The 22164-nt window shown below is 53.9% G+C and carries 18 protein-coding genes; 10 read left to right on the top strand and 8 right to left on the bottom strand.

Annotated features, from left to right (window positions below; genetic code table 11):
• Window positions 1–424: 424 nt before the first annotated feature.
• Genes pgaA through B0H98_RS12245 form a run of 4 tightly spaced genes read left to right on the top strand, consistent with a single transcriptional unit; the run spans window position 425 to window position 6450 of the window.
• The gene (gene pgaA, locus B0H98_RS12230) at window positions 425–2851 is read left to right on the top strand and encodes a poly-beta-1,6 N-acetyl-D-glucosamine export porin PgaA (protein WP_106375349.1); all 2427 of its coding nucleotides are present in this window, start codon (window positions 425–427) and stop codon (window positions 2849–2851) included.
• Complete coding sequence (pgaB, locus tag B0H98_RS12235) at window positions 2848–4812, top strand: poly-beta-1,6-N-acetyl-D-glucosamine N-deacetylase PgaB (protein WP_106375350.1); 1965 nt, start codon at window positions 2848–2850, stop codon at window positions 4810–4812. Before pgaA ends, pgaB begins: the two co-directional genes overlap by 4 nt.
• A complete protein-coding gene (gene pgaC / locus B0H98_RS12240) occupies window positions 4809–6059 on the top strand; it encodes a poly-beta-1,6-N-acetyl-D-glucosamine synthase (RefSeq protein WP_106375351.1) in 1251 nt (416 codons plus the stop codon). Before pgaB ends, pgaC begins: the two co-directional genes overlap by 4 nt.
• Entirely contained in the window at window positions 6049–6450 is a 402-nt protein-coding gene (locus B0H98_RS12245; protein ID WP_106375352.1) for a hypothetical protein, read from the top strand. The genes pgaC and B0H98_RS12245 overlap by 11 nt, the downstream gene beginning before the upstream one ends.
• Window positions 6451–6549: 99 nt before the next feature.
• Here B0H98_RS12245 and B0H98_RS17330 read toward each other — a convergent pair whose 3' ends face one another.
• Both B0H98_RS17330 and B0H98_RS12255 read right to left on the bottom strand, forming a co-directional pair.
• A complete protein-coding gene (locus tag B0H98_RS17330; RefSeq protein ID WP_106375353.1) occupies window positions 6550–6687 on the bottom strand; it encodes a nucleotidyltransferase family protein in 138 nt (45 codons plus the stop codon).
• 213 nt (window positions 6688–6900) lie between these two features.
• Window positions 6901–9501, bottom strand: coding sequence for an SIR2 family protein (locus tag B0H98_RS12255; RefSeq protein ID WP_106375354.1), 2601 nt, complete (start codon window positions 9499–9501; stop codon window positions 6901–6903).
• A gap of 329 nt (window positions 9502–9830) precedes the next feature.
• On the opposite strand from B0H98_RS12255, the gene B0H98_RS12260 reads away from it, so the two are divergent.
• Window positions 9831–11144, top strand: coding sequence for a hypothetical protein (locus B0H98_RS12260; RefSeq protein ID WP_106375355.1), 1314 nt, complete (start codon window positions 9831–9833; stop codon window positions 11142–11144).
• Here B0H98_RS12260 and B0H98_RS12265 read toward each other — a convergent pair.
• Window positions 11141–11662 (bottom strand): zinc ribbon-containing protein, encoded by a 522-nt coding sequence (locus tag B0H98_RS12265; RefSeq protein WP_106375356.1) that lies wholly within the window; start codon window positions 11660–11662, stop codon window positions 11141–11143. The two genes, B0H98_RS12260 and B0H98_RS12265, sit on opposite strands and share 4 nt — an antisense overlap.
• A gap of 161 nt (window positions 11663–11823) precedes the next feature.
• On the opposite strand from B0H98_RS12265, the gene leuS reads away from it, so the two are divergent.
• The 5 genes from leuS to B0H98_RS12290 all read left to right on the top strand — a co-directional run bounded on the left by leuS (window position 11824) and on the right by B0H98_RS12290 (window position 17414).
• A complete protein-coding gene (gene leuS / locus B0H98_RS12270) occupies window positions 11824–14409 on the top strand; it encodes a leucine--tRNA ligase (RefSeq protein WP_106375357.1) in 2586 nt (861 codons plus the stop codon).
• Complete coding sequence (locus tag B0H98_RS12275) at window positions 14406–14900, top strand: LPS-assembly lipoprotein LptE (RefSeq protein WP_106375358.1); 495 nt, start codon at window positions 14406–14408, stop codon at window positions 14898–14900. The genes leuS and B0H98_RS12275 overlap by 4 nt, the downstream gene beginning before the upstream one ends.
• Window positions 14897–15964: a DNA polymerase III subunit delta gene (gene holA / locus B0H98_RS12280; RefSeq protein WP_106375359.1), complete on the top strand. Its 1068-nt coding sequence runs from the start codon at window positions 14897–14899 to the stop codon at window positions 15962–15964. Before B0H98_RS12275 ends, holA begins: the two co-directional genes overlap by 4 nt.
• A 103-nt stretch (window positions 15965–16067) precedes the next feature.
• Window positions 16068–16472 carry a PA2779 family protein gene (locus B0H98_RS12285; protein WP_106375360.1) on the top strand — a complete coding sequence of 135 codons (405 nt, stop codon included), beginning with the start codon at window positions 16068–16070 and terminating at the stop codon, window positions 16470–16472.
• A gap of 12 nt (window positions 16473–16484) precedes the next feature.
• Window positions 16485–17414 (top strand): PA2778 family cysteine peptidase, encoded by a 930-nt coding sequence (locus tag B0H98_RS12290; protein WP_106375361.1) that lies wholly within the window; start codon window positions 16485–16487, stop codon window positions 17412–17414.
• Between the two features lie 106 nt (window positions 17415–17520).
• On the opposite strand, the gene sthA is transcribed toward B0H98_RS12290, so the two are convergent.
• The 5 genes from sthA to B0H98_RS12315 all read right to left on the bottom strand — a co-directional run bounded on the left by sthA (window position 17521) and on the right by B0H98_RS12315 (window position 22163).
• Window positions 17521–18912, bottom strand: coding sequence for a Si-specific NAD(P)(+) transhydrogenase (sthA, locus tag B0H98_RS12295; RefSeq protein WP_106375362.1), 1392 nt, complete (start codon window positions 18910–18912; stop codon window positions 17521–17523).
• Between the two features lie 80 nt (window positions 18913–18992).
• Window positions 18993–19247 (bottom strand): (Na+)-NQR maturation NqrM, encoded by a 255-nt coding sequence (nqrM, locus tag B0H98_RS12300; protein ID WP_106375363.1) that lies wholly within the window; start codon window positions 19245–19247, stop codon window positions 18993–18995.
• A 326-nt stretch (window positions 19248–19573) separates the two neighbouring features.
• Window positions 19574–20806: an NADH:ubiquinone reductase (Na(+)-transporting) subunit F gene (gene nqrF, locus B0H98_RS12305; RefSeq protein WP_106375364.1), complete on the bottom strand. Its 1233-nt coding sequence runs from the start codon at window positions 20804–20806 to the stop codon at window positions 19574–19576.
• Between the two features lie 69 nt (window positions 20807–20875).
• On the bottom strand, window positions 20876–21493 hold the full coding sequence (gene nqrE, locus B0H98_RS12310) for an NADH:ubiquinone reductase (Na(+)-transporting) subunit E (protein WP_106375365.1): 618 nt from the start codon (window positions 21491–21493) through the stop codon (window positions 20876–20878).
• Between the two features lies 1 nt (window position 21494).
• Window positions 21495–22163 carry an NADH:ubiquinone reductase (Na(+)-transporting) subunit D gene (locus B0H98_RS12315; RefSeq protein WP_106375366.1) on the bottom strand — a complete coding sequence of 223 codons (669 nt, stop codon included), beginning with the start codon at window positions 22161–22163 and terminating at the stop codon, window positions 21495–21497.
• Window position 22164: the final 1 nt, after the last annotated feature.

Here is a 22164-nt window from a genome sequence, read left to right on the forward strand (position 1 = left end):
ACCAGATTTAAATGAATACTAAAACGCTTGGCATCAGTTTGCATCGACACGATAACCACGTGACGATTCCCACACTTATTGGCAAATCACACTCAACAAGAGAGTCAATTACTTTTAAACAGCATTTACCAAAACAGTAAAAACATAATAGCAGACAATCAAAACAACCACTTGAGCATGCATGATCATTCATTAAAACCCCAGCTACTGGCAAGACCTAAACGATCAAGCGGTCACTCACCATTCGTCATCATTAAGACTTAGCCTGTCCGCTTTTTATCGCTACTAATATCCCCTTCAATATCAACAGATGTGCTAGTTCAGCCTGTTAGATACTCCTATACACTTGGAAGTACGCTTTTATTAATAAATAAGCGATAGCCACTTCCTTCTAGTGCAGGAATAACAGTGTAGGAATAACACCATGTACGGTCGCCATCGCTCGTTACTGCCGATTTGCTTATTTGCCTGCCTCGCCACAGAAACGGCGTATGGGCAAACCACTACCGATGCACAACGAGAAGCCCTGGTGATACAAGCGCGCAATGGTGCGCTGGAAACGTCGATTGCAGACATGCAGATACTCTTTGAGCAAACCCAGAACCGACGCGTGCGTGAGGACCTGATTGCGCTGCTGGTACGTGCCTCCCGTTACCAGCAGGCGCTTGCGGTCTGCCCGGGCTGCGAAGCCGATGACTATAGCGATTCCGAACTTGCCACCTTGGGCGGTGCCGCGCGCAGCGCCGGTGAATACCCCCGGGCACTCCGCCTGTTTCAGACGCTGACCTACCGCAACCCGGCCAACGCCGAAGGCTGGCTGGGTCAGGCGCTGGTTCATACTGACATGGGGGCCTACACCCTTGCCGATATCGCGCTGCAACAGTATAGCCAGGTGGCGGGTAGCACCACGGCAGGTCTTGAAGCGCGCGGCTACCTGGCGGCAAGCACCTCCAATGCCATGCAGGAGCTTCAGGCCCGCCAGGCGCTGGTCGACCAGAATCCAGACAATACCAACGAGCTTCAGGCGCTTTATCGCCTGGCCGTCGGGCTGGGCGCAAGCTCCGCCGCACGTCAGATCATGCAGGCCAACCCGGAAGTCTTCTCGGAAAGCGACCGACTCTGGCTTGCCTACTATGAAGCAGTTACCGACATACGTCTGGGCATTCATACCGACCAGCCTGTCAGAACCCAGAGTGGCCTGACGCTATTGAACCAGGTACTGCGCGACCCAGCCGCACCGCAGGAACTCGTCACCCTGGCCGAATACGACAAAGTCGTGGCGCTTGCCGAACTCAGGCAGTTCCCCGAAGCCGAGGCCCTGGCTGCAAGGCTCCACGCCCAGCAGCGCCAGCTGCCAAGCTATGTCAGCCGCGCCCGTGCCTATGCGCTCAACGGCCTGGGTCGGCCAAGCGATGCCATCCCGCTTTATGAAAGCCTGATTCGGCAAGCTCCGGAGCAGGCAACCAATCCTGATGACCCGCTCAATGAAGGGCTCTTTTATAGCTATACCGATGCCCAGCAGTTTCGTGACGCCGACAGGTTGCTTGCCGCCTGGCGCGCGAAAGAGCCGGAGCAGCGGCTGGACTTTACACGAACCCTGCGCATCGATAACCCCAACTACCAGAAGGTGCTGCTGCTGGATGTGCTGCTGACCGCCTGGCGCGGCGATGCGGGCAAGGCCAGCGAGCAACTGGCTGGCTACCAGGCGCAGGCGCCGGCGGACCCTTATCTATGGTTACTGAAGGGCGACCTTGAGCGCGACCGCGGCTGGCCTCGAAAAGCCGAAGCCTCTTACCAGCAAGCCGAGCAGTTGATGCCACCGGCCCAGCGCGATGCCGCTCGCCACGGAGGGCTGCTTTCCGAACTGCAGCGCGGTCAATGGCGGGGTACCACCACACAGATCGCCGCAGAGATTGCTACCGCCAGACCCAGCCCCACCCGCGATCAGTTGGCCCGCGAGTGGCGCGAACTACGCGCCCCCCAAATAAGCAGCACGGTGGCGCGTAGCGAAGGCGAAGGCAGCGGCACACAGGCTTCACGCGAGTGGCGCTACGAAGTACTGCTGGAAGGCCCGCGCAACCAGAACGGCTCGCGCCCCTTTGCTCAGCGCATCGGCCAGTACGGCGAGTTCGAAGACGAGGCCCTGCATGCCGCCTATACCATTGCCGGTTACGAATGGAACCTGCACCCGGCCACGTTAAGGCTGGCCGCCGGGCAAGGGGCACAGCTCAACGAGGATTTTCTAGCCCTGGCCGAACTGCGCTACGCCGTTTCCGATCACCTGACGACCACGCTGGGTGTCGAGATCAACACACCGGATACCCCTTTACGCGCACTACGCGATGGCGTGAATGCCGACCGCTACCGGGGCGAGCTTGCCTACCGGCGTGACGAGCGGGGCGCCGGTGCGGTTGGTGTCATGGCCACCGACTTCGACGATGGCAACCTGCGCCAGGCCATTTACGGCTACTGGGCCCAGACGCTTTATCACTTCGACCGCTGGCAGATAAACGGGGAAGTTCGCGGCGCGGCCTCGCGTAACGACGAGGTCGAGGCCAGCTATTTCAATCCGCGCAAGGACGCAAGCCTGGGCGGCACGCTATCCGTTGATTACGAGCTGCCGCTTGATTACCGCAAGTCGTTTACCCAGCGCCTTTCCGCCGGTTCAGGTCACTACTGGCAGCAGGATAACGACAGCGAAAACACCTGGACGGTGGGTTATGAGCATCAATGGGAGCTGGCCCCCACGCTAAGTATCGAGTACGGCATATTCAGGCAAAGGGCCGTCTACGACGGTACTCCCGAGTATGACAACAGCATTTCAGCAAGCTTTACATGGAGATTCTTATGAAACACTGGCGCACCTATCTCGTCAGCGCTGCCTTGCTGGTCATGCTGGGGCTGCAACAGGCCCAGGCCGCCCGGACGGCCAACGACTACGTGGTCATCAGCTACCACGATATCGTCGATACCGCGACGACCCCGGACCTGCCCATCTACTCCCAGACCATCACCCGCAACCGGCTGGTCGAACACTTCAACCTGCTCGCCCTAGGCGGCTATCAGCCGGTCAGTCTGCAGCAGATTCTGGATGCCAAGGCCGGCGGCACGCCGCTGCCGGACAATGCCGTACTGTTGACCTTCGATGACGGCTACAGAAGCTTTTACGATATCGTCTTTCCCCTGCTCAAGCTTTATGGCTTTCCGGCGGTGCAGGCGGTTGTCGGCAGTTGGCTGGACGTTCCCGAAGGCGGACGGGTGCCCTACGGCAGCACGACGCTTCCCCGCGAACGCTTTCTTACCTGGGAACAGGTGAAGACTCTGGATGAATCGCCGCTGGTGGAGATCGCCTCGCATACCTACAACCTGCACTACGGGGTAAAGGGTAATCCTATGGGCAATGAACAGGCAGCGGCTGTCACCAGCATCTGGAACACGCAAACCGGCTATGAAAGCGAAGCGGACTATCTGGAGCGCATTCGCGGCGATATGGCACGCACCCAGGAGCAGTTTCAGGCACATATGGGCCGCTCGCCGCGCATGATGGTATGGCCTTACGGCGCCTATAGCGAAGCAACGCTCAATATCGCTGCAGAGTACGGCATGATCTATACCTTCAGCCTGCTGAGTTCGCCCAATCAGCTCAATGACCCCATGCGCACCATCAACCGCTACCTGATTGATCAGGAAACCAGCCTGCAGACCATTGAGGAGATTCTTACCAATCGCGTCTGGGACCCGCAGGCACAGCGTATTGTTCATGTCGATCTGGATTATGTCTTCGATACGGACCCGGTTCAGCAGGAGCAGAACCTTGACCGACTGATCGAGCGCATCTTCAACTACGGTGTTACAACGGTGTACCTGCAGGCGTTCTCGGACCCGGATGGCGATGGCGTGACCGACGCACTCTACTTCCCAAATCGCCACCTGCCGGTCAGGGCTGACCTTTTCAACCGGGTCGCCTGGCAGCTAAAGAAACGTGCAGGCGTCAAGGTATACGCCTGGATGCCCGTGCTCTCCTTTGATCTGGGCGACGATCATCGCTACGTAACCGACTCGCGGACAGGTCTGGAATCTCCCGACCGCTATCGCAGACTTTCTCCCTACGTCGAGGAAAACCGTCAGCTCATCCGCGAGATCTATCAAGACCTTGGCCGGCTGACCAAATTCGATGGACTGCTGTTTCATGACGACGCCTTCCTGAACGATTTCGAGGATGCCAATCCGGAAGCGCTGACCGCCTATGCCCAAGCTACCCTGCCCGCGGATATTGCCGCCATCAACGATGATGACACTCTGATGGCCGCCTGGACGCAGCATAAGACGCAGTTTCTTACCGACTTCACACAGCAGCTTGCCCAGGCTGCCAACTACTACCGCCAGGCAGATAACAAGCAGTTCACCACGGCGCGCAACCTGTATGCCGGCACCGTCATGAACCCTGAAAGCCAGCAATGGTTTTCCCAGGATATCCAGAATTTTGCCGCGGGTTACGATTTCGTTGCGGTCATGGCGATGCCCTACATGGAGCTTGCCGACGACGACCCGGATGGCTGGCTGCGATCACTTGCACGGCGCTCGCTTTCTCAGGTCAGCGCCGATCAGCTGGTATTCGAGCTGCAGACCCAGGATTGGCGTACCCAGACCCCGATCTCCAGTGAAGAGCTGGCCCGCTGGGTGCGCCTGCTGCGCGAAGAAGGCATCAAGCATATTGGCTACTACCCTGACGACTTCCTTCAGAACCACCCGGATATCAATGTACTCCGCCCGGTATTCTCCCTCGGCCGTCGTTTCAGAGCGATCCCATGAACATACTCGACTATCTCGCCATCTTCACGCTGGGTTATCCGAGCATGATGGCCACGATATGGATTTGCGGCGGGGTGTACTTCTACCTTCACTGGGAGCGCAAACAGCCCTGGCCGGCCACGTTTGTCTGGGATGACAGCGCCCCCAACGTGACGGTGCTGCTGCCCTGCTACAACGAAGGCGCCAATGTCGATGAAACGGTTCACCATCTTTTCAAGCAGAACTACCCCAAGATGGACGTTATCGCCATCAATGACGGCAGTACCGATGACACGGGCAGTCGGCTTGACGCGCTGGCGCTCGGCTATCCCAATCTCAAGGTGCTCCATCAGACCAACCAAGGCAAGGCCAGCGCCATGAACAACGGTCTGCGCGAAGTGACCAGCGAGATCATCGTGGGCATCGATGGCGACGCCATTCTCGACTATGACGCTATCCCCTACATGGTGGGCCACTTCATGAGCAGCCCCAACGTCAGTGGGGTGACCGGCAATCCTCGGGTGCGCACGCGCTCCACCGCAATCGGCAAGATTCAGACCGGCGAGTTTTCCGCGATTATCGGTTTGATCAAACGCGCCCAGCGGATCTACGGCATGGTATTTACCATCTCCGGCGTCATCTGCGCCTTCAAACGCTCGGCTCTTGAAAGCATCGGCGGCTGGAATACCGATATGGTCACCGAAGATATCGATGTCAGCTGGCGGATGCAGCTGGCCGGGGGCCAGGTTCGCTACGAGCCGCGCGCCATGTGCTGGGTGCTGATGCCTGAAACCCTGCGCGGCCTGTTCAAGCAGCGCCTGCGCTGGTCACAAGGTGGCGGTGAAGTCGTGATCCGCTACTTTTCCCAGACCGTGCGCTGGAAGAACCGTCGCTTCTGGCCGCTGATGCTGGAGTACATGATCAGCGTGGCCTGGTGCTACTCCGTGATTGCGCTGCTGCTTGCCTGGCTGATTTCTCAAGTAACGCTGCCCATGGCCTGGCCCATCACCACGCGAGTGTTCTCCTACTTCGGCAGCCTCTTGATCGCCATCAGCTTCATTCAGTTTACCGTCAGCTTCTATATCGATAGCCGCTACGACAAGGAAATCTTTCGCTGCGTCTATTGGAGCATCTGGTATCCGTTCGCCTACTGGATTCTCAACATGGCCACGGTGGTGATTGCCTTCCCCAAGGCCATGGTGCGCCGCAAAGGCAAGCTTGCCACCTGGACCAGCCCCGACCGAGGAGAGCGTTTCCATGAACAATAAACTCGTGCCCATCATCATCAATAACCCCTGCCAGAAAGGCTGGGGTTACCGTACCCGCGATGCCGTGATCACGCTTGCCACGCTGATACTCTGGGTACTGGTAATGTCACGCTTATACGTCTTCTTTGTCATGGAAGAAGCCGTTCTGGAGCAGCTCTGCGGCTCCTTCATGATCAAGGCGGTAGGCATTGGCTTCATACTGACGTTTTTCACGTTTCATTGCTGGGCGGTCTATAACCGATACCTGTATACCAGCTACCTGAAAAGCCAGCCGCGTCATGTTGAACAGCCCCCGCTGACGATGGAGGAAAAAGTGCCAGTCGACGATATCACTCCCCCGATACCGCAAGCGCAAACAACGCAAGAGGCGCATCGCCATGTAACCCATTAGCCTGAAAGTGACAGGCGTGCAGCGTATGGTTCAACGTCCGTGACAAAACGAACGGCCCCCTCGCGAAAGTCACCTGCCCAACAACATCGCACGCTTGTCTTAAACGCCGACCGGCCTCAGTCGTGGCCAGTTTTGATACCACTGTCTTTGCACAACGCTCTGCCTGAAATCACCCGAATTAGGCCTTTTCGGGTTCAGCGTTATGGTGAGCGCAAACAACGGCTCGATACCAACTATGAGTGCTTAGTTTAGGTATCAAAATACAAGGTTTATAGTCACATTGTTCGTCCGAAATGCTCACTCTAATCTATACAACATAAATAAAATTTTTTGAGTATTTAAAATAACTATTAAGTATCGTCATTTAATTCTAAATTCTTCTTGTAACCAACTTAAACTAGTTATTAAAAAAGCCCACTTATAGCGGGCTAAATTATAGAAACCTCTAATTTATTTTTCCAACTCTATTCCTTCAAGTATGGGCCATCTTAAAAAGCGATAATAATTAAGTTTATTTCTTGCAATTTCTTTATTAGCGATCTGAGATGCTTTAGTAGTTTCTCCAAGCATATATCGCGCACATATTTCTACACCCTTATCTTTTGTTTTATTATATACGTTTCTAATATCGATATCTCTATAAATTTGATCACCTAACTTTTTGGCTGCAAAGTAACCATTTAAGAAGAAAGCTTCATGCTCGACTTGAGATATATTTTCACGATATTTTTTAAACAAAACTAAGCAGTCATCAAAATACCCAAATTTTATATGACAAAAAGACTTAGCTGTTAGATATGTTTCAAAACTTAGCCCTGACTTATAAGCTTTATCAATAGAAACTATCGCCCGCTCATAGTCCTCATTAAAAACTGCCAACTCATGTTGCAATCGATAATAAGCACTATCATCAATAATGCCAAAACTTTTGTTAGCTATAACTTCTATATCCTCATACAACTCTGGAAGAAAAGCAGCTACTAAAGTTAAAGCTTTTTCTAAATAAATATCAGCGTTTTTATTGTTTAGCGCAGAAACCACGCACTCTTTAGCTTTTTGTTCATCACCCATCACGCCATACATATATTCAGCTTTACATAGTAAAACATAAGGACTTATCTTTTTACCAAAATCTTGAATATAAAACTCTTTAACCCTTCTTTGCAAATCTTCACTAACATCTTTTTCGTTAAGAATATTAAAGATTCTATTTTTTAGAAAAACAATTCTTTGTTTTTTTCTTTCAACAGATTTACTAGATGCTAAATCAAGCAAATCTAATTGCTTTAAAGCATTTTCTTCATCAAATTTCTTATAGATTTTGCCAGTTAATAAATCTAAAGTTCTTATATGCATTTTGTTTAATTTCTCAAGATGCATATATAATTCACTAATTTGGCCTTCAATATCATTTACATCTTTTTTCGAACCATGATGATCAAATGTTTTTAACTCTCTTCTAGCATACAGCAAATCTAGCTTCAACGACCAAGCATCATTAGAAAGACTAGGCTCAAGCGCTAGACTTTTATCAATCCAAATACTAATATCATTTAAAACAGCTTCATCTCTTTTTACATTCTTTTCTTTATTATTAAATAGCTCATATCCAACTTCTGCGGCTCGGTTATATAACTCATAATTAAACTCAAAATAATTTGCTCTTTCTTCCAAGAAATCTCTTTTTTCTTTAATATTATCGAAGCAGTTTGCCTTTAATAGATAATATGCAACATTATTACTATCAATATCAATAAGTTGATCAGCCCATTTAGTTGCTGTATATTTATCATTATTCAAGTTAGCCAAACTTACTAATTTAGAAATATATCTAGTTCTTGCATCATCATTTACTAAATTCTTAAAATAGTTTTCGCACAACTCATAAGCTGCATGCACTCCTTTTTCATCTCTCACACTATCAATTTCAAGCAAATTTCTAAGATCTGTTATTCCTATATCTGAATAATTATCATCATCTTTTTCCATATTACTTAAAAATTCAGATATATCTTGCTTACTACTTTCATTCTTTAGGGTATTAACATCTTGTTCGATAAATGTATTTTTTGACAATAAAAATTCATCTGAAATAATATTCTGTATAGTTTTTTGAAGCTTAGATTCCTTATTGTTAGGTCTTAAATCTAAGTTTTTACCTACTATAGAATGATAGCAATTAGCAAAAAATTCATCAAAGCCATCAATTAAAACTGGATAAACCTTATCTTTCCACAATAAATTTCTAAGAGTATGAGAAATTTCGTCATCCTTTCTCAAACACCAGTAGATGCCATTTTTAAGATAGTTATCCTGCTTTATTAAAAACTCAAGCGTATCCATGATTGATCTATCATTTCCCGAATAGCCAACTACTACTAAACCATACTCTTTACAGAACTCTACAAGCTTTTCTTTAGTATTTTGTTCTAATGACTCGGTTTCTTTTAACGTACTTTTTATATCATCAAATAAATAATCACCATGCAATTTTATTATTTTAGGTCTTTTTGACGTGATTGAAATAGAGTGAATCGAAGAATCATGCGCACAATGTATGGGCCTAACGCTCGAAAACTGATAAAAAGCTTCATTTATTAAGTCATCAAAATTTGTTGTAAATATATTGCTAAAATAATGCTCTTTCACCATCGAAATCAAATAAGAATACCCAATTGATGGTAGTTTTTCATCAACTTCATATTCAACAAACCTTCTACGCTGAGAAGGCAAATCAAATTTCTTTTCAAATAAAGATGAGTAAGGGTTTGCAGAACTATACCAACTAGCATGCTCTCTTTCTAAATAGCTTCTAGACTCAACGATGTCAGCTTTGACATTATTATATCTTTCGTATAACTCAAGCGTCCATTCATCAATAAGATTATTTGCTGTTCTTATACCAGATGTAACAGAACATCCAGCACCCATCAATAAATTATAGTTTGACATCCCTCCTTCGCGAGTTCTTATATGCCTGATTAAGTCCATTTCTGTTCTAACTTTATGGAACAACTCACCGTTATTTTCAAAAAGCTGTGAAGCTTTCATTTTTTATCCTCGATAAATATTAGTCATGCAATAAGTCAACATAAGACCAAGAAAGTTAAAATGAAATTATTAAAATTATATATCATAGCAATTAGCTATAACGATATAGCGGAGCTAACTATAATTTAAGTAAACCAAGGCATAGAATAGAGGAAGTTTAAAAAAAAGCTATAGCTCTTCTAAAGCAACTAAAATCATCCTATACGCGCAGACCAATAACACAACAGAGAAATTCATTCAACACTTAATTAACCTAAAGCGCACTTTTGGTAATTAGCCTTTCCAAGTTTATTCTATTAGCCTGCTAATTCCAGGTGAAAGGACCAGGCATGGAAAAGATCTCTTCCCGGCATCGTGCGGCCGGCGTATTAGCATTACTTGGGCTGGTAACTCAGATCGTCGGGTTCACTAGCTGGGCGGAGACCACTCAGCTCGTAAGCTACCTGCTTTGGGGAGCAGTGGCATTGCTCTGGCGCGATATTCCCGGGCGCTCACGGATACAGGCGGGCGCGTTGATGGCGACCGGCGCGCTAATGCTGCTGGTGGCGCGATTTGTGTATGACGCCTCTATTGATTGGCCCCGGGTGCTGGAAGGCAACGTGTTCGTCGTGGCGATGCTGATCGGCGTGAGTTTTATCTCGCTGATTGGCAGGCAGGGTAATCAGTCTGTCGGGGGCAAGCGGCTGACCGGTAGTGGCGGTATTCTACGCACCTGGCTGGGCGTACATTTTCTCGGCACCATCTTGAACCTTTCTACCATTTTCATGGTGGGCGACCGCATCGCACGGCGGGCTCCCTTGACGACGCCGCAGTACCTGGCACTCAACCGCGGCCTTTCCAGCGCCGCCCTTTGGTCGCCGTTCTTCGCCTCGATGGGTCTGGTCATCGCGCTCGCCCCGGAAGTCCGCTACCTGCATATCGCGCTAGTCGGGTTTCCCATCGCCATGCTGTCTGGAGCCATTACCACGCTGGAACTTCGCCGCCGGTTCGATCTCACCGAGGTCGATGGTTTTTCGCTCTCGCCTAAAAGTCTTCTGATGCCCCTGGGCATGGCCGCTGGCGTCATGCTCTTTCATTTCTGGCTCACGCCGTCGCTTTCCATCATCAGTATCATCACCTTTCTATTGCCCGGCGTGGCGGTCATCGCCAATCTTCGCAACGGGCCTGTGTTCACACTAAAACGCGTACGGCAGCACGCCTTCCACCGCCTGCCCGCCATGCGTGGTGAATTTTCGCTATTTCTGGCGGCGGGGCTTCTGACCATCGGACTCTCCACGCTGGTCAGCGCCGCGGCAGGCCAGGAGTGGACGCTTTTCGAGAATTTCGGTATCGGGCAGGGACTTTTAAGCTTCGTGGGTATCGTGGCAAGCGCCTTGCTGGGGCTTCATCCGATCATCGGCATTTCGGTACTGGCATCGATGCTTGATCTGGCGGCCAGCGACCAGACACTCTTTGCCTTCGTGGCCTTGAGTGCCTGGTCAGTGGGTACAAGCGTTGGCCCCTTGTCAGGTATCAACCTGTCACTGCAGGGACGCTACGGGGTAAGCAGCTATCAGATGATGCGTGACAATCTACTCTATGCAGGCATCATGAGCCTGCTTTCGCTGGGCGCGATTGCAGGCATCGGATTCATCCAGCCCTAGCTTTCAATGACCTTGTTGACCACTCGGTAGAAGTAACGGTGCCCACACTGGTGGCAAGGCTCCAGGCGTGCAACGTTAGGCAGGCTCACCTGGGCGTCGCAATGAACGCAGGCCATCAGGCCGGGGGCCGCCATTTCACCCTCGCAGTAGTCCGCCCGCGCCGCTTCTAGATTTTCGTCAAAACGCTCGCGCTCGACCACGCTGCGGTCTGCAATGGATAGAAGCGACTCCACTACGCGACGCGAAAGCCCGGTGACATCGATTCCCAGCCAGGTCGCCACCTGCATGCCGGTATCGGCCAGGTAGTGACGCATATCCTTCAGATCGCGCTCGACCCAGGCGCGCAACAGGGCCAGCTCGTCCTTGGTGTACTCTTCAAGCTCGGCTTCAAAGGCGACTGCGTCGTCCAGATCTTTTTGCAGATTGTCCCAGGTCAAATCCTTTGTGCCATCCTGCATGCGTTCCAGAAGGCGTTCGTAGCCTTCGCGCAAGCGGTGGTCGTTATGCTGTTCACTCATCGAACCTCTCCTTTTATCGACGCAGGTGTTTCCTATCATCAGCTTGCCGTTCAAGGATACTCCTTCATAGGATACAATCGACATTACTTATCTGACAGCTGTCATCTACCATTCACCATGCGCCCGCATTGGGCGAATACGCCAAGGCATTAAAAAAACCGATGGACGCACATTACAGCCCTCGTGAAATTGAACGTGACGCCCAGCAGTACTGGGACAAACATCAGTGCTTCAAGGCAGTGGAAGACGCGAATCGCGAGAAGTTTTACTGCCTATCCATGTTCCCCTACCCCAGCGGCAAGCTGCATATGGGCCATGTGCGTAACTATACTATCGGTGACGTTGTCTCCCGTTTCCAGCGCATGCAGGGTAAAAATGTCATGCAGCCCATGGGCTGGGACGCCTTCGGCATGCCGGCGGAAAACGCCGCCATTCAAAACCAGGTGCCGCCTGCCGAGTGGACTTATCAGAACATCGATTACATGCGTAACCAGTTGAAGGCGCTGGGCTTCGCCTACGACTGGAACCGCGAGTTCGCCACCTGCGATACCAGCTACTACCGCTGGGAGCAGTGGTTCTTCACCAAGCTCGTTGAAAAGGGCATGGTCTACAAGAAGATGTCCACGGTGAACTGGGACCCGGTGGATCAGACCGTACTGGCCAATGAACAGGTCATCGACGGCCGCGGCTGGCGCTCCGGCGCTTTAGTCGAGCGCAAGGAAATCCCGCTGTGGTTCTTGAAGATCACCGACTATGCCGAAGAGCTGCTGGCGGATCTCGACAAGGTGGAATGGCCCGAGCAGGTCAAGACCATGCAGCGCAACTGGATCGGCAAATCCCGCGGTGTCGAGCTGAGCTTTGATATCGAAGCGGCCGATGGCAGCAAGGCCGAGCCGCTCGCGGTGTATACCACGCGCCCAGACACTCTGCTGGGCGTGACCTATGTCGCGGTGGCGGCGGGCCATCCGCTTGCCAAGCAGGCCGCCGAGCAGAACAGCGAGCTTGCCGCGTTCTGTGAAGAGTGTGCCAAGGGCGGCACCTCGGAAGCGGAAATGGCCACCAAGGAAAAGCTTGGCATGGCCACCGGGCACATGGCGGTGCATCCGCTGACCGGCGACAAGGTGCCGGTTTTCGTGGCCAACTTCGTGCTCATGGAGTTCGGCACCGGTGCGGTCATGGCGGTACCCGCCCATGATCAGCGCGACTGGGAGTTCGCCACCAAGTATGGCGTGAACATCAAGCCCGTGATTGCCGATGAAAACGGCCAGACCCCTGATCTATCCGAGGCCGCCTATACCGAGCACGGCACGCTGATCAACTCCGGCGAGTTCGACGGACTGGCATTCGAAGCGGCGTTTGACGCCATCGCCGCCAAGCTTGCTGACATGGGGCGTGGCGAGGTCAAGACCAACTTCCGCCTGCGCGACTGGGGCGTGGCCCGCCAGCGCTACTGGGGTGCGCCAATTCCGGTCAAGTACGGCCCGGAAGGCCAGACCGTGCCGCTGACCGATGACGAGCTGCCGGTCGAGCTTCCCATGGAAGTGACCGTGGACGCCTCGGGCTCACCACTCAAGAAGATGCCAGCCTTTTCCGATCTGGGCGACGGCTGGACGCGTGAAACCGATACCTTCGATACCTTCATGGAGTCCTCCTGGTACTTCGCGCGCTTCTGCTGCGCAGACAATCATGACGCCATGCTCGACGAACGCGCCAACTACTGGCTGCCGGTGGATCTGTACATCGGCGGGATCGAGCACGCCATCCTGCACCTGCTTTACGCGCGCTTCTTCCACAAGCTGATGCGTGATTTCGGCCTGGTCGAGTGCGACGAGCCCTTCCAGCAATTGCTGACTCAGGGCATGGTGATCGCGGAAACCTTCTACCGCACCCAAGCCAACGGCGGCAAGCAGTGGTTCAACCCGGCGGATGTGGAAGTGAAGCGCGACGAAAAAGGCCGCCCGCTCAGCGCAGTGTTGATGAGCGATGGTGAGCCGGTCGAGATGGGCGGCATCGAGAAGATGTCAAAGTCGAAGAACAACGGCGTCGACCCGCAGTCGATGATCGACAGGTTCGGCGCCGACACGGTGCGCCTGTTCATGATGTTCGCCGCCCCGCCGGAGCAGTCGCTCGAGTGGTCGGATTCCGGCGTGGAAGGCGCACACCGCTTCCTCAAACGTCTCTGGCGCCAGGTCAGTGAGCATCTTGAGGCGGGAACACCGGGCGAGCTGAACATTGAAGCGCTGAACGACGATCAGAAAGTGCTGCGCCGTAAAACTCACGAAACGATCAAGAAAGCCAGTGATGATATCGGCCGTCGGACCACCTTCAATACGGCCATCGCCGCCGTCATGGAGCTTTCCAACGCAATTGGCAAGTTCGAGGACACTTCAGAACTGGGCTTGGCGGTCAGCCGCGAAGCGCTCGAAGCCTGCGTACTGCTGCTGTCACCCATTACGCCCCACGTATGTCATCAGCTGTGGCAGAACCTGGGCCATAGCCAGCCGGCCATCGAAGCTCGCTGGCCCGCCATTGATGAAGCGGCCCTGACCCGTGACAGCATTGAACTGGTAGTTCAGGTAAACGGTAAATTGCGCGCACGCCTGGAAGCCCCAGCGAGCGCAGACAAAGCGGCCATCGAGAAGCTCGCGATGGAAAACGAGAACGTCCAGCGCCACCTGGAAAATAAAACGGTGCGTAAAGTCATCGTTGTGCCAGGCAAGCTGGTAAACATCGTGGTAAGCGGATGAACCGACGTACATTCTTGGCTACCAGCATCGCCGCTTCAGCGGCGGTGCTATTAAGCGGCTGTGGCTTTCATCTTCGGGGCAGCGAATCCATGCCGGATTTGCCTGCCCTGGCGCTGGAAGGCGATAACACCAGTGCGACTGCCCTGCAGCTGCGTGCGCGCCTTGAGCGCGTAGGCACCCAGGTAACGCCGGATGCGCAGTGGCGCGTCACGCTGGGCACCCCCGTCTTGCAGCAACGGCGTATCGGCAGCGATAGCCGCGCCAGCCGGGAGCACGAGCTGACGCTTGGCACCACGCTTTCCGTGCAGCAACGCGATACCAACGCCTATGCGCTCAACAATGCCAATGTGGCGGTAAGCACGCGTATACGCGTCAATGATGACGACTTGCTCAACCGCGAAACACTCTTCCAGGAAGCCGAACAGTCACTGGCCCGCCAGTTGGCACAACGTATTCTGGAACGTCTGGCCAATGTAAAGGGGATTGAGTGAAGGTCTTTGCCGACCAGCTGCCGGCAGCGCTTGCCAAGAAACTGCCTAAAGCCGTGATCGTGGCAGGCGATGAGCCGCTGCAACACCGCGATGCCTGCGATACGGTACGCGCAGCGGCGCGCCAGGCCGGAATCGAAGAGCGCGAAGTGCTGGATGTGGATGCCAACTTCGCCTGGGGGCGCTTGCTCGAAGCCGCCAGCAATCTTTCACTGTTTGCTACCAGCAAGCTGATGGAAGTGCGACTAGGTACTCACAAGCTGGGCCAGGAAGGTAGCAAAGCGCTTGCTCAATATGCCGAGATGCTGGAAACCAGCGACGATATCCTGCTGATCAGCATGGGCAAGCTGGACGGTAAACAGCAGAAAAGCGCCTGGTTCAAGGCGCTGGACAAGCACGGCTTGTTTGTGCCGGTATGGCCGGTAGACAACGCCCGCCTTGGCTACTGGCTACGTGACCGGGCCGCGCTGCATGGCCTTCAGATCGACCTCGAAGCGGCACGGCTTCTGGGCGAGCGCACCGAAGGCAATCTACTGGCCGCCGACCAGGAATTGCAGAAGCTTTCCCTGATCCACCCACAGGGCATGCGCCTGAACGTCGAAAGTATTGCCCAAGGAGTGGAGGACAGTTCGCGGTTTGACGTCTTCAATCTGGCGGATGCCTGCCTGAAAGGCGAACCCAGCCGCGTTTCGCGTATCGTTCAAGGGTTGCGTAGTGAAGGTGTCGAAGCACCCATTGTGCTCTGGGCATTGAGCCGTGAACTGCGCACCCTGCTGTCGCTGCATCAGCATCTCGATCAGGGCCAGAGCTTCGAGCACGCCTGCAAGACGCAAAAGCCAATGATCTTTGACAAGCGCCGCCCGGCCTATCAGAAGGCCATCAAGCGGCTTTCCATGAAGCGTTTGCATAAGCTTCTGCTGATGGCACAGCGCCTTGATCTGGCCATCAAGGGCGCCAGTGCCGTTCCCCTTTGGGCCGGCCTGCACGACCTGGCGATGACCATGGCAGGAGGCAAAGGAATTCTTGCCGAGACCGCCTGGACCTACCGTATTAGTGCAAATAATTAGCATCTTGCATAATTGACTTAAAACCCACGCGTTTTATTTCTATACTCTTGATTCGAGCAATAAAATGCTTGGCCACTCCGACCAGTCTATAAGGAAGAAGACGATGAAGACATTGCGCGCATACCTCTCTACACTGTTGATTGCTGCACTGGTGATTACCAGCCTGCCGGTGGCGGCAGCGCCTGCGGCCCCCCAGTCGATGGATCTCGTATCGACCCAGTCAGCGCTGGCCGGTGATCGTGCCGGTGCCGACCGCGAGCGTATCAACGAGATTCTGGCCCGCGCCGATGTACAGGAGCAGCTGATCAAGCAAGGCGTTGATCTTGACGAAGTGGATGCTCGTGTCGCTGCCCTTAGCGATGCCGAAGCGCAGCAGATGGCCCAACAGCTCGAGCAACTGCCAGCCGGTGCCGGTGGCGGCGTCGTTGGTGCCCTGTTTGCCGTTTTCATCATCCTGCTGATTACTGATATTCTCGGCCTGACCGACGTCTATCCGTTTACGCGCTAAGTCAGGCAGGTCATGAAAACACTGCTTTCTAACGCCCGCTTCGCGGGCGTTTTCGCGCTTGCCCTGCTGCTTTCAGCCTGTGCCCAGAGCCCAGTATTGCTGGATAGCACCTATGAATCACTCACCCCTCAAGTAGAGAACCGCGAGGTGCCGTTTTTTGCTCAGAGCGAATATCAGTGCGGCCCGGCAACGCTTGCGATGGTACTCAGCTACCAGGGCGTGGATACCAGTGTCGAAGAGTTGATCCCCCAGGTCTTTCTGCCTGGCCGCGACGGCAGCGTTCAGCCGGAAATGCTGGCCACAGTCCGCCGCCATCACAAGCTTGCCTACCCGATTCGCGGCACCATGGATGCGCTGTTGAATCACCTGGCGGCAGGTGACCCGGTAGTCGTCATGCAGAATCTGTCACTGCCTATCTACCCCATGTGGCACTACGCGGTAGCGATTGGTTTTGACCTGCCGGATGAGACCATCGTCCTGCGCAGCGGCGATCGCAAGCGCCACACGCTCTCTTTCAGCCGCTTTGACGCTACCTGGGCACGCAGCGACCGCTGGGGGTTTATCGTTGCCGACCCTGGCACGCTGCCCGAAGGCATCAGTGCACGCAACGCACTTGAAGCCATCAGCGCCTATGAAGAGGCTCACGGCCCAGAAGCCGCGCTGAGCAGCTGGCAGGCGTTGGTAAAACGCTACCCCGATAACGCCATGGGTCAGTTTGCGTTGGGCAATGCGCTGTACGCAGCCCAGCAGGTGAATGAGGCCACGGCAGCCTTTCGCGCAGCAACGCAGCAGGATCCACGCATGGGCGCTGCCTGGCTGAACCTGGGTATTGTACTGCTGCAGCAGGATAGGCCCGGTGATGCACGCGATGCATTGCGCCAAGCCGCCGCGCTTGACGGTAGCTGGCAGGTGCGTGCAGAGGCGTTGCTGAACGAGATGTAGCGCTTGAATGCCAGAGCCAGAATCGGCCAAGCGCTGACACCATGGATATACAAAAGGGGCCGAATGGCCCCTTTTGTTGCGTTCAACCACAGGTCAACAGAGCGATCTAGAATACCCGATTCAAACCATTCTGGGCGGCTACTCGATAAGCTTCGGCCATGGTCGGATAGTTGAAGGTGGTATTCACGAAATACTTGAGCGTGTTTGCCTCCCCCGGCTGCTGCATGATGGCCTGACCGATATGCAGAATCTCGGAGGCCTGATCACCAAAGCAGTGAATACCCAGAATCTCCAGCGTGTCCTGGTGAAACAGAATCTTGAGCATTCCCACCACATCGCCGGTGATCTGCGCCCGGGCGGTATCCTTGAAGAACGCCTTGCCCACTTCGTAAGGTACCTTGGCTTCGGTCAGCTCACGTTCGTTGGGGCCAAACGAGCTGATTTCCGGAATGGTATAGATGCCGGTGGGTACATCGCTGACAAACCGGTACTCCTTGTCGAGCAACTCGTTGCAGGAGTTGAGCCCCTGGTCGTAGGCGGCGCTGGCAAGGCTTGGCCAACCGATGACGTCGCCCGCGGCATAGATGTGCGGTATCGATGTCCGATAGTGCTCGTCCACCCTCAGCTGCCCCCGGCTGTTGGCCTCGAGTCCAATATTTTCAAGTCCCAGGCTGTCGGTATTACCGGTACGCCCATTGGCCCACAGGAAGGCATCGGCACGGATCTTCTTACCCGACTTGAGATGTACGACCACCCCTGACTCATCGCCTTCAACGCTTGCATACTCTTCATTGTGCCGAATGAGCACGCCGTGCTTGCGTAGATGGTAGGAGAGCGCGTCACTGATTTCGTCATCCAGAAACGAGAGCAGGCTGTCGCGGTTGTTGATCAGATCGACCTTCAGGCCCAGGCCCGAGAATATCGACGCGTACTCGCAGCCGATCACCCCTGCCCCGAAGATGACCAGCGTCTTGGGCGTATGCGCAAGGCTGAGAATGGTATCCGAACAGTAGATACGTGGATGGCGAAAATTGATATCAGCCGGGCGATAGGGCCGCGAGCCGGTAGCAATGACGATCTTCTTGGCTACGAGCTCTTCCATGCCTTCGTGCTGGTCGCGTACGACCAGCGTATGCTCATCCTTGAAGCGGGCGATACCGTGGAACAGGTCGATGCGGTTGCGAGCGTAGAAGGTGGTACGCATTTCGACTTGCTTGTCGATGGTACCGCGGGAGCGCTCCATCACTTTGGGAAACGAGAACCAGCGGGGTTCACCAATATCGCGGAACATGCGGTTGGTGTTGAACGCCATGATCTGCTTGACCTGATGGCGCAGCGCCTTGGAAGGAATCGTGCCCCAGTGGGTGCAGTTACCGCCAACCTGGGCCTGCTTTTCAATGATCGCTACACGCTTGCCGTGCTTGGCCGCATTGATGGCCGCGCTTTCCCCGGCCGGGCCTGTACCAATAACCACCACATCGTAATTGTGAACCGCCATACTCGCTGCGTCTCCCCTGTTCCTAAAAAACAGGCGCAGCGGATCTCTCGGCTGCGCCTCGCTATTTCCTGCGTGCGTGGCTAGCGGCGAGTCGCTTCGTAACCCAGGTCAGCCCCGCGGCTTTCGTCACTACGCCGGCGCACACCACCGCGCTTGCGATTCTCTTCCTCGCACACTTCATCTTTACCGCCACAGATATCGCAGCCGTCTTTCATACCAATCTGATTCAAGCCGCCACAGGAGCCTGCAATGGGCTTGCGGCCCATCAACACGCCTACCGCCATTGCGCACATGATCAGTGCCATGAATCCTAAAACCAGTAGCCAGATTGCCATACGAACCTCCCAGCATTGCTATTGAAGCCTTACCTGCGGACAACCGCTCAGCTTAAAAGTGCCCGGCGGGTGTTTTCTATAACTCCATTATACCTTACCTGAGACCGACTTATCATTGCCGTAGCCACTTTGAAAGCCCCATAGCGCCTGCCTATTGCACTTGTCTGCTACGCGTGTCTGCTACGCGCGTCTGCTACACGTGTCTGTAACATGCTCTGATTATTTCTATACCAGCGGCTGTTTGAACAACGCTTGCCGCAAATAAAAAAGGGCCAGCCTTGCGGCCAGCCCCTTTTGCGCTTGAAAGCGCCCTGCTGTTTGAATCATCAACCGCCGAAATCATCCAGCATGATGTTTTCCGGTTCAACACCCAGGTCAAGCAACAGCTTGATGACCGAGGCGTTCATCATGGGCGGCCCGCACATGTAGTATTCACAGTCTTCAGGCGCCGGGTGGTCCTTCAGATAGTTTTCATACAGCACGTTATGGATAAACCCGGTAGGGCCTTCCCAGTTGTCTTCGGGCTGCGGATCGGAGAGCGCCAGGTGCCATTCGAAGTTCGGGAACTCTTCGGCCAGCTGGTCGTACTCTTCGTTGTAGAAGGTCTCACGCCAAGAGCGCGCGCCATACCAGAAGGACATCTTGCGATCCGACTTGAGACGCTTGAGCTGATCGAAGATGTGGCTACGCATTGGCGCCATGCCGGCACCGCCACCAATGAAGACCATTTCCGCGTCGGTATCCTTGGCAAAGAACTCGCCAAACGGACCCATGACGGTTACCTTGTCACCGGGCTTCAGGCTGAAGACATAGGTGGACATCAGACCGGGCGGATGGCTTGACTTGGGCGGCGGCGTCGCGATGCGGATGTTGAACTTGAGAAGCCCCTTTTCTTCCGGGTAGTTCGCCATGGAATAAGCGCGAATCACTTCCTCGTTGTTCTTGTGGGAAACGTCGAACAGGCCGAATTTTTCCCAATCACCGCGGTACTCTTCCTCGATATCGAAGTCAGAGAACTTGATATCGTAAGGCGGTGCTACCAGCTGAACGTAACCGCCGGCACGGAAGGCGACTTCTTCACCTTCGGGCAGCTTGAGGTTCAGCTCCTTGATAAAGGTGGCGACGTTGGGGTTGGCCGTTACTTCGGTTTCCCACTTCTTGACGCCAAACACCTCTTCAGGCACTTCGATCTTCATGTCCTGCTTGACCGGCACCTGACAGGAAAGACGCCAGCCTTCCTTCTTTTCACGCATGGTGAAGTGCGACTCTTCGGTCGGCAGAATGGAGCCACCGCCCTCTTCCACGCGGCACTTGCACTGGGCGCAGGAACCGCCGCCACCGCACGCCGAGGAGAGGAAGATTCCGTTTGCCGCCAGCGTATTCAAGAGCTTGCCGCCGGCCTGAGTCTTCAGAGTGTGCTCAGGGTCGTGATTGACCTCGATGGTCACGTCCCCGCTACTTACTAGCTTGCTGCGTGCTGCCAGAATGATCCCCGTCAAGCTGATGACGATGATCGTGAACATGACAACACCGAGCAAGATGATAGTTGTATCAACCATATCGGCTTCCTATTGCTAAGGTTTCCTGTAACCCGGCGATGCATCATCGCCGGGAAAAACCGGCCCCGATTAGAGCTGAATGCCCGAGAAGGACATGAAGCCCAGCGACATCAGACCCACGGTGATGAACGTGATACCCAGCCCTTGCAGACCGCCTGGCACGTCGCTGTATTTGAGCTTTTCGCGAATGCCGGCAAGTGCGGCAATCGCCAGCGCCCAGCCGGTGCCCGCGCCAAAACCGTAGACCACGGATTCACCAAAGGTGTAGCTACGCTCGACCATGAACAGTACACCACCCAGGATGGCGCAGTTAACGGTGATCAACGGCAGGAATACGCCCAGCGCGTTGTAAAGCGAAGGTACGTACTTATCAAGGAACATCTCCATGATCTGTACCAGTGCCGCGATCACGCCGATATAGGAGAGCAGCCCCAGAAACGACAGATCGATATTTTCAGCACCGCTGATACCGGTCCAGGTCAGCGCGCCTTCCTGCAGCAGGTAGGTATACACCAGGTTGTTCACCGGTACGGTTACCGTCAGTACCACGATAACGGCGATACCCAGACCAATGGCCGATGACACCTTCTTGGATACGGCAAGGAAGGTACACATGCCGAGGAAGAAGGCCAGGGCCATGTTCTCGACAAAGACCGAAGCAACGAAAAGGCTTAAATAGTGTTCCATGTTACACGGCCTCCTGCGGCTTGGAGTTTTCCTTCATCTTGAACTCGTTCTCTTCTACCTGCTCGGGGTTGACCGAGCGCAGCACCCAGATCAGCAGACCGATGATGAAGAAGGCCGAAGGCGGCAGCAGCAGCAGACCATTGGGCACGTACCAGCCGCCGTTTTGAACCGTCGGCAGGATGGTGAAGCCAAATACGCTGCCCGCACCCAGCAGTTCGCGGAAGAAGCCGACGACCATCAGAACGAAACCGTAGCCCAGCCCGTTACCGATACCGTCCAGGAACGACATGCCGGGGGTGTTGGACATGGCAAAGCCTTCAGCACGACCCATTACAATACAGTTGGTAATAATCAGGCCCACAAACACCGACAGCTGCTTGGACATCTCGTAAGCGTAGGCTTTGAGAATCTGATCCACCACGATAACCAGCGACGCGATGATGGTCATCTGTACGATAATACGGATCGCGGAAGGAATATGGTTCCGGATCAGCGAGACAAAGAAGTTAGAGAGCGAGGTTACAAAGATAACGGCCAGCGCCATTACCAACGACACGCTCATGCTGGTGGTTACCGCCAGCGCCGAACAAATCCCCAGAATCTGTAGTGCAATAGGGTTGTTCTGGAAGATTGGCGCTGTTAAAACGCTTTTTGCATTGACGTCCGCCATG

This window comes from Vreelandella songnenensis, from assembly GCF_003002925.1.
GTDB classification, from domain to species: domain Bacteria; phylum Pseudomonadota; class Gammaproteobacteria; order Pseudomonadales; family Halomonadaceae; genus Vreelandella; species Vreelandella songnenensis.